Raw genomic sequence first — 12,554 nt, forward strand, 5'->3', positions numbered from 1 at the left:
GTCGCGGCTCATCGCGCCGCCAGCCCGATCGCCGGCTCGACGCGCCCGGCGCTGCGCATCGGCACGGCCGCGGCGAGGACCGCGGCGCCGACCACGCCGGCGCCCAGCAGCGCGAGCCGGACCAACGGCGGCTGGCCGGCGGGCATGTCCAGCACGCGCAGCGCGAGCACGCCGTACGCGCCGCCCAGGACGACGCCGAGCGTCGCGCCGACCGCGGAGGCGAGCCCGGCCTCGGCCGCCACCGACCGGCGCGCGCCCGCCCGGCTCACGCCGAGCGCGCGGAGCAGGGCGATCTCCTGCCGGCGCTCGGCGACCGACAGCGCGAGCGTCACCACGACCCCGACCATCGCGACGACGAGCGTGACCCCGATCATCGCCGCGCCGACGAGCTGCCCCACGGCGACCGTCTGCTCGATGCCCGCGAGCACGTCGCCCGCCCAGTAGACCGACGTGCCGGCGGGAACGGTGTCGAGCACGGCGTCCCGCAGCGCCGCGGGGTCCGTCCCCGGGGCGGGGTCGAGGAGGATGTCGGTGCCGACGACCCGGGCGTCGACCGCCGGGTGCGCCGCGAGCGCGGCCACCAGGGCGTCCGGGTCGGCGACGACGTCGACCGGGATCAGCGCGTCGGCCCCGAAGGTGCGCACGACGCTCTCGCGCGCGTCGGCGGTGACGCCCGCGACCGCCACGAGCAGCGCCGCGGCCAGGCCCACGCCCAGCGTGAGGACCGTCGTCATCGCGGCGGTGCGGCGCGACGAGCGGTGCGCGTTGGACACCGCGAGCCGCAGCGCCGCCGACCGCGCGCCGAGCGGCCGCACGGCCCGGGCGGCCCACCGCACGAGGAACGGGCCGACCGCGACCAGCACCGCGAAGACCAGCGTCCCACTCAGCGCGGCGAGCGCGAGGCCCGTCAGCTGGTCGGTGCGCGCGACGGGGACCGCGAGGGCTTCGGTGGCGACGGCCGTCAGCGTGAGCGCACCGGCCGTCACCAGGCGCGCGCCGACGCGCACGGGGCGGGCGTCGGACGAGCGTGCCGCCCCGAGCGCCACGACGGGTGCCGTGCGACCGGCCGCCCGCGCCGAGGGCAGCGCCGCGGCGACGGTCGCGACGACCGACAGGGCGACGCACGCGACGAGCCCGCCGGGCGCGGCGACGAACGGCGCGGACACCAGGTCCGCGGCACGCGCTGCCGCGACGAGCCCGGCGGCGACCCCCAGCCCCGCGCCCGTCCCGACCAGGCCCCCGAGCAGGCCGACGCACGCGGCCTCGGCGAGCACCGAGCGGTGCACCTGGCGACGCGTCGCGCCGACGCACCGCAGCAGCGCGAGCTCCGCGGTGCGCCGCGCCAGCACGATCCGGAACGTGGAGGACACGATCACCACGGCCGACAGCACGGCCAGCGCGACGAACACCGACAGCCCGCCGAGCACGCCCGCGAGCGTGTCGCCCACCGACCGGGCCTCCCGGTCGCGCTGCTCGGGGCCGCTCGTGACGGCGGCGTCACCGGCCACGGCCCGCACCGCGGCGAGGTCCACGTCCCCGACCACGAACATCTGCACGGGCGGCATCCCGCCGATCGTGACCGCGTCGGACGCGTGCACCAGGCCGACGTCCTGCCCGAACTCCCGCACCGGCCCGACGCCCGCCACGACGAGCTCGTGCCCGCCCGCCACGACCGTGTCCCCGACGTCGACGCCGACGCGCTCGGCGGTCCGCAGCCCCAGCACGATCCCGCCGGGCTCGAGCGGGCCGACGTCGGGGGCGTCGCGCAGCGCGCTCAGTGGCCCGGCGCCCGGGTCGCTCGTGAGCTTCCACGTCGTGGTGACGCCGCCGGCCTCGACCTCGACGTCGCCGAGGCGCTCGACGACCACCTGCGCGACCCCGGGCAGGTCGCGCACGCGCTCGGCGACCACGAGCGCTGAAGCGGGCTCGACGTCCCCGCGGGGCACGACGACCACGTCGGCCGCGGGCGGCGTGACCATGCCGAACGCGACCAGCGCGACGCGCGCGTTGGCGGCGACCAGCAGCGCGGCGGCGGCGAACGCGGTCGCGGCCGTGATCGCGACGCCGACGAGCAGGGCCTGCCGCGGGCGGCGCACGACGCTGCGCAGCGCGGTCCGGGCGACGATCACGCGACGACCCCCGCGGGGGTGGCGAGCGCGCCGAGGCGCTCGAGGACGGTGCGTCGCGTCGGCCGGTCGACCCGCCCGGCGGCGCGGCCGTCGCGCAGCAGCACGACCTCGTCGGTGACGGCCGCCGCCGACGGGTCGTGCGTGACCATGACGACGGTCTGACCGAACTCGTCGACGCACGCACGCAGCAGCGCCAGCAGCGCGGCGCCCGACTCGCTGTCGAGGGCGCCCGTCGGCTCGTCGGCCACGACGAGGTCTGGCCGCCCCAGCAGGGCCCGCACGACCGCGACGCGTTGCCGCTGGCCGCCCGACAGCTCCGAGGGCAGGTGACGCAGCCGGTCCGCGACGCCCAGACGCTCGACGAGCTCGCGCCGCCACGCGCGGTCCGTGCGGCGGCCGGCCAGCGAGGCCGCGAGGTCGATGTTCTCGCCCGCCGTCAGGTGCGGCAGCAGGTTGCCGTCCTGGAAGACGAACCCCAGTCGGTCGCGCCGGATCGCGGTGAGCGCCGCGTCGTCGAGCGCGCCCAGGTCGGTGCCGCCCAGCAGCATCTGGCCGGACGTCGCCCGGTCCAACCCGGCGAGGCAGTGCAGGAACGTCGACTTGCCGGACCCCGAGGCGCCCATGACCGCGGTGAAGCGACGCTCGACCAGGTCGACGCTCAGGCCGTCGAGCGCGCGCACCCGGCTCGAACCCGTGCCGTACTCGCGGATGAGGTCGACCGCGCGGGCGGCGAGGCGCGGTCCGGCGACGGTCGACGGGGGCGGGGCGACGGGAGGCTTGCTCATGCGTCCAGCCTGGTCAGCGCCCTGGACCGCGGGAATCGACCGTGCGGACGGTCCGGGGTGGACGCCCTCGGTCGAAGGGACGATCTTCCGGAGCGCTCGCGGAGCCCGGGCGTGGTGATCCGTAGGGTGGACGCGTGCCGGACCCCGACGACCGACGACCGCCCCGTGCGACGTGGCTGCGGTCCCGCGCCGCGACGACGGCGCTCGAGCTCGTCGCGCTCGCGGGCCTGCTCGTCGTCGACCTCGAGCTGGGTGCGCGCCTCGCGCCGGGCACGCCCGGTGGCGCGGACGTCGCCGGGGCGCTGGTCACCGCGCTCGTCGCGGTGGTCGTGGCCGTCGTGGCGCTCGTGCGGCGCCGGCTGCCGTGGTGGCTCGCGACCGGCGGCGTCCTCACGGTCTCGGCGGGCGGCTCGCTCGTGTGCGCCGTCGTCGGCAGCCCCTCCCCGTCCCTCACGGAGGCCGCCGCGCTCGTCGTCGTCACCGCGTCCGGGGTGCGCGCCGCGCCGACGTCGCGGGCGGCCGCGGGCACCGCGGCGGCCGCGCTGGTCGCCGTGGTCGGGGGTGTCGCGCTGCGGATCGGCCCGCAGGCGACGGACGTGCTGCTCGCGGTGCTCGTCTGGGGCTGCGCCGTCGTCGCCGGCGTCGCGGGCCGCGCCGCCCGCACGCGCCGCGCCTCGGCGCTCGAGGAGGCCCGCCGGGCCGAGCGCGCCGAGCTCGCGCGCGAGCTGCACGACGTCGTCGCGCACCAGGTCACCGGGATCGTCGTGCAGGCGCAGGCGGCCATCGCCGTGGCCCGCACGGATCCCGCACGCGCGACGCAGGCGTTCGAGGCGATCGAGGCGGCCGGTGCCGAGGCCCTGGCGGGCATGCGGCGCATGGTGGGCGCGATCCGCGAGGACGCCGGGCCCGACGCGCCTGTCACCGTGCGGTACGACCTGGCCGACATCCCGCCCCTGGTCGACCGGTTCGACGCCGGCCGGGGCCGTACGACGTCGCGGGTCGAGGTCCCGGACGCCCCGCTCGCCCCCGGCATCGGCGAGTCGGCCTACCGCATCGTCCGCGAGGCCCTCACCAACGTGCGCCGGCACGCGGTCGACCCCAGCACGCACGTCTGCGTGCGCGTCGTCGACGACGCGCTGCGGCTCGAGGTCGGCAACGACGGCGTGCGCCCCGGCTCCGCGTCCCGTGGCTCCGGCGGCTTCGGGCTCACCGGCATGGCCGAACGGGTCGCGGCGCTCGGCGGCACCCTGCACGCCGGTGCCGACGAGGCCGACACGTGGGTCGTGCGCGTCGAGATCCCCGCGGCGGTGACCCGGTGATCGGCGTCGTCGTGGCCGACGACCAGGCGATGGTCCGCGCCGGGTTCCGCATGGTCCTGGAGGCCGAGGGGGACATCGCCGTGCTCGCCGACGTCGGTACCGGGCAGGACGCCGTGGCCGCCGCGCAGCGCCTGCGCCCCGACGTCGTGCTCATGGACATCCGCATGCCCGGCATGAACGGGCTCGACGCGACGCGGCAGGTCACCGGGCTGCCGGGCGCGCCGCGCGTCGTCGTCGTCACGACGTTCGACACCGACGAGTACCTGCGCTCCGCGCTCGCGGCCGGCGCGTCGGGGTTCCTGCTCAAGGACTCCGGCCCGCGGCTGCTCGTCGAGGCCGTGCGTGCCGCGGCCGACGGCGACGCGCTGGTGTCGCCGTCGGTGACCGTGCGCCTGCTCGCCGAGCTGGCGGCGGGCGCGACGCCGCCGACGGCCGAGCACGACCTCACCGACCGCGAGCTGGAGATCGTCGCGGCGATCGCGCGCGGCGGCACCAACGAGGAGATCGCCGCCGACCTGTTCGTGTCGCTGTCGACCGTCAAGACGCACGCCCGGAACATCAGCGTGAAGCTCGGTGCGCGCAACCGCGTCGAGATCGCCGCGTGGGCGTGGCGGACCCGGCTCGTGAGCTGAGCACGGGATCTCGGCGGCCGCGACGTTCTACGCTGCTCGCCGTGAGCAGCGATCAGGCGTCGTCCCGGTACTCGATGGCGTTCCTCCCGCTCGGCGGGCCGGAGGACGGCGTGCTCGGGTGGCTCGTCATCCGCGACACGCACGGCCACGTGCCCGTGCGTGCGGTCGCAGCTGCCGACGAGGCCGAGGCGATGCGCCTCCTGGAACGTGCCGGCGCCGATATGCGCCGGTCGGTCCTCGCGTTCGAGCAGGTCTGGGGCATCGGTCCGGACAGCAGGGCCGATCCCGTCCTGGCCGCAGCGATGCGGGCGCTCGAGGCGGCATACGCCGAGGACGACGAGGGCGAGGAGGTCGCCGTGGACGACCCGCGCGTCGAGGTCTTCCCCGACCCGGTCGACGTGTTCGTCGCCGACCAGCCGTGGCTGGGCCGTGTGCTGCACCCGTTGGTGTCGATCGACCTCGGCGCGCTCGACCCCGCGGTGCTCGGGCCAGGGGCGCGGGACCTCCCCGCGCCCGCCCGTGGTCTGCTGCTCAGCCCGGTCGAGCGAGAGGGCGGCCTGCTGGGTGGCCACCTGCGCGCACCACCCGACGCGTGGTCCGCGGTGAACTGGCTGGCGTTCCGCATCGAGGACGACGGGCGGTGGCGGCTGCTGAGCGACCGCTCGGTCTTCGAGATCGAGACCGTGGGGGACGACGTGCCGGTGGCGCTCGGGGCCTTCTACGCCGACGCCGAGGCCGACCTCGCCGCGTCGCGCGAGCGGTGGCGGGTGCACGGCGTGCTCGCCGGTGGGGACTTCGGCGACCCGACGCGCCCGCGCGCCGGGTCGGAGGAAGGCTTCCCGGTCGTCGAGAGGCTCGGTGGCGACACCCCGACCGGCAACTGGGTCGTGGAGCCGCCCCCAGCGGCCGTCGTGCTCGAGGCGCCCGACGCGGGAGAACCGGTCCTGCGTCTCGCGGACGGCCGCCCGTTCCGATTCGTCGCCGCGACGCCCGGCTACCCGTGGCGTGACCACGGTGCCGACGCGATCCTGCTGTTCGTCGAGACGGAGACACGGACCGCGCTGCTCACGTTCGACTGGAGCTGACGCGCGGGATCGTGCGGCCGGACCGCGTACGGCGGCGCCGGGCCGGGCACGCGCGCCCGGCCCGGCGTCGTGGCGTCAGGCCGGTGTCGCGGCGGCCTCGTACGTGATCCACCGCGTGCGCGTGGCGACGGAGTCGTAGAGCGCCTGCGCGCGGTGGTTGTCGTCGGCGGTGACCCACTGCACGAACTGCCGGCCCTCGGACGCGGCGAGGTCGGTCAGTCGGCGGATCAGCGCGCGGCCGACGCCCCGGCCGCGCACCTGGGGGTCGGTGTAGAGATCGTCGAGGAACACGCCGCTCGTGCCGGTGTACGGCGAGGAGATGCGCCGGTGGTGGGCGAAGCCGACGACGGCGCCGTCGGCCACGGCGACGACGGCCTGGCACTCGTGGTGCGGGTCGCGCAGCCAGCCCCAGGTGCGGGACACGACGTCCTCGGACTCGGGCAGCCGGTAGAACTCGCGGTAGGCGCGGAACAGCTCGCGCCAGCGCGGCTCGTCGGCGGGGTCGAGCGGGCGGACGGCGAGGTCGGTCGTGGTGGTCATGCGGGTCTCCAGCCAGGGTGCGGACGGGGTCGCGGCGTCGCCGCGGGACGGTCGGGGCAGCCGGGGTCACGGTCCGCGGGCCCGTCGGGCGGGCGGTAACACCTGGGGGAGAAACGCAGTAGCGTTATCGTTGTCTCTCATGACTGACGATAACAGGGTTGCGGACGTCGCCCGCTCGCTGCGTGCGCTCGTGGACGCCGCGAGCCCCGGCGACCGGCTGCCGGGCGTGCGCGAGCTGTCGCGGCGGTACCGCGCGAGCGCCGTCACCGTCACGGCGGCCGTCGGACAGCTGGCGACGGCCGGGCTGGTGCGCGCCGAACCCGGGCGAGGCACGTTCGTCACCGACCGCGCCGCGCGGCCCGAGCCCGACTACGCGTGGCAGACCGGCGCGCTGGGCCCCGCCCGTGTCGACGCCGACCGTGCCGCGCGACTCGGCGGGTACGGCTCACCCGACCACGTCCCGCTGTCCTGGGGCTACCTCGCGCCCGAGCTGCTGCCGCAGGAGGACCTGCGCCGGCTCGGCGCGCGCGCCGTGCGCAGCACCCGGGCCTGGGCGATGACCCCGCCCGCCGGCTCGCCCGACCTGCGGCGCGTGCTCGCCGCGCCCTACCGCGTCGACCCGCAGGACGTGCTCGTGGTCCCCGGCGGCCAGGCCGGTCTCGTCGTCGCGCTGCGCACGCTCGCCGAGCCGGGGGACACGGTCCTCACCGAGAGCCCCGGCTATCCGGGCGCTCTGCTCGCCGCGCAGAGCGCCGGGCTGCACGTCGTGTCCGTCCCCGCCGACGCCGAGGGCGTGCGCGTCGACCTGCTGGCGGACGCGCTCGAACGCACCCGGGCGCGCGTCGTGGTGCTGCAGCCGTCGTACGCCAACCCCACCGGCGCGGTGCTCGGCGCCGACCGGCGGCGCGAGCTGCTCGACCTCGTCGTCCGGCACGGCGCGTTCGTCGTCGAGGACGACTGGGCGCGTCACCTCGCGATCGACGGGCCTGCGCCGGCGCCGCTGCTCGCCGACGACGCGCACGGCCACGTCGTCACCGTCACGACCCTGAGCAAGCCCGCGTCGCCCGGTCTGCGCCTCGGCGCGGTCGTCGCGCGCGGCCCCGCCGGCCAGCGCATGCGAGCCGCCCGCACGGCCGACGACCTCGGCGTCGCGCCCGTCGTGCAGGAGGTCGCGCACGGCCTGCTCACGTCCGCCGCGTGGCCGCGGCACGTCCGGCGGCTGCGCACCGAGCTCGCGACCCGTCGCGACGCGCTCGTCGACGCGCTGCGCACGACCCTGCCCGAGGCCCGCGTCACCACCGTCCCGCGCGGCGGCCTGCACCTGTGGGTGCGCCTGGACCACGGCGTCGACACGCGCGCGCTGACCGCCGCCGCCGACGCCGCCGGGGTCCTGGTCGGCGACGGCCGGCACTTCTACGTCGACGAACCGCCCGCACCGCACCTGCGGCTGTCGTTCGGGGCCGCGAGCCCCGCGCAGATCGCCGAGGGCGTACGCGCGCTGGGTGGTCTGCTGCGGGCCTGACGCGCCCGCTGCCGCTGGCCGCGCCCGGATGCCGGTGCGGAGCCCGCGGGCGTGCTCCTCACCCGCGAGCCGACCACCCGCGGGGTGCCGCACCGAGGTGCGGCACCCCGTGACCGTCAGGCGGGCGCCGTGAGCGTCGCGGTCACCAGCCGGACGAGCCGCATCGGCCGCAGGTGGGGCTGGGCGTCCCAGAAGCCCGGCGGCACGGCGTCGGCCTCGTCGCGCTCGTCCGCGACCGCCCACCCCGTGTCGGTCAGCCAGTCGCGCACCGTCGCCGCGGACGCGGCGGTCCGCCACGGCTCGCCGTGCCTCCCGGCGAACGCGGCCACGGCGGCCGCGTACGCGGCGCCCGCGGCGTCCCGCTCGTCTGCGGGGAGCACGTGGTCCAGAACGAGCGTCGACCCGGCGGGCAGCGCCGCCACCGAGGCGAGCAGCGCGCGGCACGCGTCCGGCTCGAGGTACATGCCGACGCCGAGCCAGACCGCGACCACGGGCACGTGCGGGTCCAGGCCCGCGTCGACGAGCGCGTCGAACCACCCCGCGCCGCCGAGGTCCGCGGGCACGGGGACGCCCGCCTCGGGCAGACCCGCTCGTGCCAGCAGCCGCGCCCGCCATGTCAGGACGTCGGGGAGGTCCACCAGCCAGAACCGCCGCCCGGGGGCGGGTCGGCGGTGGGTGGTCGTGTCGAGACCCGCGCCGAGCACGACGACCTGCCGCGCGCGGCGCGCGACGAGCACGTCGTCCGCGTGGCGCGCCCGCGCGCACGCCGAGACGCGAGCAGCCGCGAGGACCGGGACGCCGGGCTGCGCGAGCTGGAAGTCGAGCGGTGAGGCGTCGCCGGTCGTGCACAGCGCGCGCGCCGCGGGATCCTCGAGCAGGAGGGGTGGCGCGTCCACGAGGGCGTGGGCCGCGCGTGCGGCGGCGGCGAGGAGGGCGGTCGGGCTGGGGGTGTCGTTGGCTTCCACCTCAACCAACTACCAGCACCGGGCCCGACCACGCGGGAGGCGCGCCGTCCCGCTCCCGCCGGGCGGTGGCGACGGCGCTGCGTGCACACCCTCACGCGCGTCGCCCGGATACCGTGCTGCCATGCCCGCCGACCAGCACAGCACCGCCGCGCCCACCGCCCGCCAGCTCGCCGACCGCTGGGTCGACACCCTCGCCGACCTGGACCCGAGCGTCGGCACCGCGCTCGGCACGCGCCCCGACGACGGCCGCATGCCCGACCTGTCGCCCACGGGCGCGGACGCCAAGGCCGACGCGTCCCGCCGCGTGCTGCACGACCTCGCCGACGCGCGCGTCCTCGACGACGACGACCGGCGCTGCGCGACCCTGCTGCGCGAGCGGCTCACCGCCCAGCTCGCGGTGCACGACGCGGGTGAGCACCTCGCGGTGCTGCGTCCCATCGCGTCGCCCGTGCAGACCCTCCAGTCGCTCTTCCTCATGATGCCGACCGCCACGGCCGACGACTGGGACGTCGTCGCCGACCGCGTCGCGCAGGTGCCGGCCGCCGCCGAGGGCCTGCGCGCGACGCTCGCCGAGGGCCTGCGCCGCGGCGTGCGCAGCGCCCCGCGACAGGCGTCGACGGTCGTCGACCAGCTCGGCGACTGGCTCGGCGCCGCCGACGGGCGCGGCTGGCACGCCGACTTCGTGGCCGGCGCCGCGCAGGCCGGGGTCTCGCCCGCGCTGCAGGCGCGGCTCGACGCCGCGGCGGTCGACGCGGCCGCGGGCGTCGACGCGCTCCGGACGTGGATCGCGCAGGAGTACCTGCCCGCCGTGCAGGACGTCCCCGACGCCGTCGGCCGCGACCGCTACGCGCTCCACGCGCGCCTGCACACGGGCGCCGACCTCGACCTCGACGCCGCGTACGCGTGGGGCTGGGAGGAGCTCGCCCGCATCGAGACCGACATGGCCGCCGAGGCCGACCGCGTGCTTCCCGGCGCCGACCCGCAGCGGGCGCTCGCGCACCTCGACGAGCACGGCGAGGCCGTCGAGGGCGTCGAGGAGGTCCGGGCCTGGCTGCAGCGCATGATGGACGACGCGATCGCCGAGCTCGACGGCACCGTCGTCGACGTCGCCGGACCCGTCAAGCGCGTCGAGGCGATGATCGCGCCCCCGGGGTCCGCCGCCGCGCCCTACTACACCCGCCCGTCGCTCGACTTCTCCCGCCCGGGCCGCACCTGGCTGCCGACGCTCGGCCGCGACCGGTTCCCCACGTGGGACCTCATCAGCACCTGGTACCACGAGGGCGTGCCCGGCCACCACCTGCAGCTCGGCGAGTGGGCCCGCCGCGCCGGCGACCTGTCCGTCTACCAGACGTCGATCGGCTCGATCCCAGCGACCACCGAGGGCTGGGCGCTGTACGCCGAGCGGCTCATGGACGACCTCGGCTACCTGCGCACGCCCGGTGCGCGCCTGGGCTACCTCGACGGTCAGCGCATGCGCGCCGTGCGCGTCGTCATCGACATCGGCATGCACCTGGGTCTGCGCATCCCCGACGACCGGGCGTCCCACCCCGGTGAGACGTGGACCGCCGACCTCGCCGAGGAGTTCTTCGCCGCCCGCAGCGGCTCACCGGCCGCGTTCGTGCACAGCGAGGTCGAGCGCTACCTCGGCTGGCCCGGCCAGGCCATCAGCTACAAGCTCGGCGAGCGCGCCTGGCTCGCGGGCCGCGCGGCCGCCCGCGCGCGCCGCGAGGCCGCGGGGGAGACGTTCGACCTGCGCGCGTGGCACACCGCCGCGCTCGGCCTCGGCTCCCTCGGGCTCGACGACCTCGAGCGCGAGCTCGCCGCGCTCTGACCCGAGCACGACCCGCCCACCGGCCGCGCCCGCCCGTGGCGCCGCACACCGAGGAGCACCCGTGACCACCCTCCCCGACGACCTGCGCGCGATGCGCGCCGACGTCGCCACGCAGGACGCGCACCCCACGAGCCTGCTCCCGGGCGTGCCCACCGGCACCGCCGAGCGCGTCGCGCTCGCGGACGACGCGCCGGTGCGCGCGCTGCGGGTCTACCGGCCGGTCGCGACGAGCGGCATGCCGGCGGTGATCGTGAACCTGCACGGCGGCGGGTTCGTGCTCGGCGACGGGGGAGGTGATGACCCGTACTGCCGGTTCCTCGCCGACGCGGCCGGCTGCGTGGTCGTCAACCTCGAGTACCCGCTCGCGCCCGAGCACCCGTACCCGGCGGCCGTGCACCACGTCACGGACGTGCTCGCGTGGCTCACGACGCACGGGTCGGCGATCGGCGTCGACGGTGCCCGGCTCGCGGTGGGCGGGCACAGCGCGGGCGGCAACCTCGCGGCGGCCGCGTGCCTGCTCGGTGCCCGGCGCGGCACACCCCGCCCGGTGGGTCTCGTCGTGGACTACGCCCCGCTCGACCTCGTGCAGCCTCCGGCCGCGAAGCTCACGGCGGCGCACCGCGCGGGTGCGGCCGAGCTCGCCGAGGCGGGCGCGCGGTTCAACGCCTGGTACCTGCCGGACCCCGCGCGGGCCGCCGAGGGCCTGGCGTCGCCGTTGCTGGCCGACGACCTCACGGTGCTGCCGGCCACGCTGGTCGTCACGGCCGCGCTGGACCTCCTCGCGGCCGAGGGGGACGCGTTCGCCGAACGGCTGCGGGCGGCCGGCGTGGCCACGACGCACGCGACGTTCCCCGGCGTCGACCACGGCTTCACGCACGCGGGACCGGCACGGGAGGCCGCCGCGGCGTGGCACCTCATGGCCGGCTTCCTCGCCGGGGTGCTGGCGCCCGACGCGTCCTGAGTCGCGGGTCGCACCGCACGCCGATGCATCGAAAGTGTCGGAGCGGGAGGCAGGAGCGCTCCCATCTCAGAGGGGTCTGCGTCCACCCGCGGGTCCGCCGGGAGATGCGAGACGGCGTGATTCATCGATCAACGTCACCCTCACGGGTGCTGAAACGTTTCTGATCCGGCGTCGAAAGTACCGATCCGCCGACGAGCGGTTGACCCCTCCGATGCGCCCCGCGAGGGTGAGGCGCGCCGGTCACAGCCGGCGCACCAGATCGAGGAGGATCAATGACGACCCCACGTCAGAGGTACCGTCGCGGCCCGCTCGCCGCTGCCTTCGGCGGCCTCGCCGCCGCCACGCTCGCCGTGACGCTCGCGGTCCCCGCCGCCGCCGCCGGCAGCACGCTCCAGGCCGCGGCGGCCGAGAGCGGCCGCTACTTCGGCACCGCGATCGCCGCGAGCCGCCTGAACGACGGCACCTACACGACCATCGCGAACCGCGAGTTCAACATGATCACCGCCGAGAACGAGATGAAGATGGACGCGATGCAGCCCAGCCGCGGCCAGTTCAACTGGTCCTCGGGCGACCGCATCGTCAACTGGGCACGCCAGAACGGCAAGCAGGTGCGCGGGCACGCGCTCGCGTGGCACTCGCAGCAGCCCGGCTGGATGCAGAACATGTCCGGCTCGCAGCTGCGGACCGCGATGCTCGACCACGTGACCCAGGTCGCGTCGTACTACCGCGGCAAGATCTACGCGTGGGACGTCGTCAACGAGGCGTTCGCCGACGGGTCGTCGGGT

General features: G+C 77.1%; 11 protein-coding genes. 7 read left to right on the forward strand and 4 right to left on the reverse strand.

Going from position 1 to position 12,554, the window contains the following annotated elements:
* Positions 1 to 8: 8 nt before the first annotated feature.
* The gene (locus tag CS2_RS04060) at positions 9 to 2,129 is read right to left on the reverse strand and encodes an FtsX-like permease family protein (RefSeq protein ID WP_070318986.1); all 2,121 of its coding nucleotides are present in this window, start codon (positions 2,127 to 2,129) and stop codon (positions 9 to 11) included.
* Positions 2,126 to 2,914, reverse strand: coding sequence for an ABC transporter ATP-binding protein (locus CS2_RS04065; RefSeq protein ID WP_070318987.1), 789 nt, complete (start codon positions 2,912 to 2,914; stop codon positions 2,126 to 2,128). Before CS2_RS04065 ends, CS2_RS04060 begins: the two co-directional genes overlap by 4 nt.
* Positions 2,915 to 3,048: 134 nt before the next feature.
* On the opposite strand from CS2_RS04065, the gene CS2_RS04070 reads away from it, so the two are divergent.
* From CS2_RS04070 to CS2_RS04080, 3 genes are read left to right on the forward strand one after another with little or no spacing between them, the layout of a single operon-like run.
* Positions 3,049 to 4,233, forward strand: a complete 1,185-nt coding sequence (locus tag CS2_RS04070; protein ID WP_070318988.1) for a sensor histidine kinase — start codon at positions 3,049 to 3,051, stop codon at positions 4,231 to 4,233.
* On the forward strand, positions 4,230 to 4,865 hold the full coding sequence (locus CS2_RS04075) for a response regulator (protein WP_082739808.1): 636 nt from the start codon (positions 4,230 to 4,232) through the stop codon (positions 4,863 to 4,865). Before CS2_RS04070 ends, CS2_RS04075 begins: the two co-directional genes overlap by 4 nt.
* A 41-nt stretch (positions 4,866 to 4,906) precedes the next feature.
* Positions 4,907 to 5,950, forward strand: a complete 1,044-nt coding sequence (locus CS2_RS04080; RefSeq protein WP_156441984.1) for a hypothetical protein — start codon at positions 4,907 to 4,909, stop codon at positions 5,948 to 5,950.
* A gap of 75 nt (positions 5,951 to 6,025) precedes the next feature.
* Here the strand turns inward: CS2_RS04080 and CS2_RS04085 are convergent, their stop codons facing one another.
* Positions 6,026 to 6,490, reverse strand: a complete 465-nt coding sequence (locus tag CS2_RS04085) for a GNAT family N-acetyltransferase (RefSeq protein WP_070318990.1) — start codon at positions 6,488 to 6,490, stop codon at positions 6,026 to 6,028.
* Between the two features lie 139 nt (positions 6,491 to 6,629).
* Between CS2_RS04085 and CS2_RS04090 the strand changes: the two genes are divergently transcribed.
* Positions 6,630 to 8,012: an aminotransferase-like domain-containing protein gene (locus tag CS2_RS04090; RefSeq protein WP_070318991.1), complete on the forward strand. Its 1,383-nt coding sequence runs from the start codon at positions 6,630 to 6,632 to the stop codon at positions 8,010 to 8,012.
* 116 nt (positions 8,013 to 8,128) lie between these two features.
* On the opposite strand, the gene CS2_RS04095 is transcribed toward CS2_RS04090, so the two are convergent.
* Positions 8,129 to 8,977 carry a class I SAM-dependent methyltransferase gene (locus CS2_RS04095; RefSeq protein ID WP_082739844.1) on the reverse strand — a complete coding sequence of 283 codons (849 nt, stop codon included), beginning with the start codon at positions 8,975 to 8,977 and terminating at the stop codon, positions 8,129 to 8,131.
* A gap of 121 nt (positions 8,978 to 9,098) precedes the next feature.
* Here CS2_RS04095 and CS2_RS04100 point away from each other — a divergent pair, with 121 nt between their 5' ends.
* The 3 genes from CS2_RS04100 to CS2_RS04110 form a co-directional block, all read left to right on the forward strand.
* Positions 9,099 to 10,808 carry a DUF885 domain-containing protein gene (locus tag CS2_RS04100; protein ID WP_070318992.1) on the forward strand — a complete coding sequence of 570 codons (1,710 nt, stop codon included), beginning with the start codon at positions 9,099 to 9,101 and terminating at the stop codon, positions 10,806 to 10,808.
* Positions 10,809 to 10,869: 61 nt separating this feature from the next.
* Positions 10,870 to 11,769, forward strand: coding sequence for an alpha/beta hydrolase fold domain-containing protein (locus CS2_RS04105; protein ID WP_070318993.1), 900 nt, complete (start codon positions 10,870 to 10,872; stop codon positions 11,767 to 11,769).
* A 272-nt stretch (positions 11,770 to 12,041) separates the two neighbouring features.
* Positions 12,042 to 12,554: endo-1,4-beta-xylanase (locus CS2_RS04110; RefSeq protein ID WP_174524292.1), on the forward strand; the 513-nt coding region annotated here is incomplete at its 3' end.

This window comes from Cellulomonas iranensis NBRC 101100 = JCM 18110 (assembly GCF_001552375.1).
GTDB classification, from domain to species: Bacteria; Actinomycetota; Actinomycetes; order Actinomycetales; family Cellulomonadaceae; genus Cellulomonas; species Cellulomonas iranensis.

Bases quoted from the DNA above. Each gene is read 5' to 3' on its own strand.
- CS2_RS04065 (WP_070318987.1), bottom strand. From the start codon at position 2,914: ATGAGCAAGCCTCCCGTCGCCCCGCCCCCGTCGACCGTCGCCGGACCG.
- CS2_RS04085 (WP_070318990.1), bottom strand. From the start codon at position 6,490: ATGACCACCACGACCGACCTCGCCGTCCGCCCGCTCGACCCCGCCGAC.
- CS2_RS04090 (WP_070318991.1), top strand. From the start codon at position 6,630: ATGACTGACGATAACAGGGTTGCGGACGTCGCCCGCTCGCTGCGTGCG.
- CS2_RS04100 (WP_070318992.1), top strand. From the start codon at position 9,099: ATGCCCGCCGACCAGCACAGCACCGCCGCGCCCACCGCCCGCCAGCTC.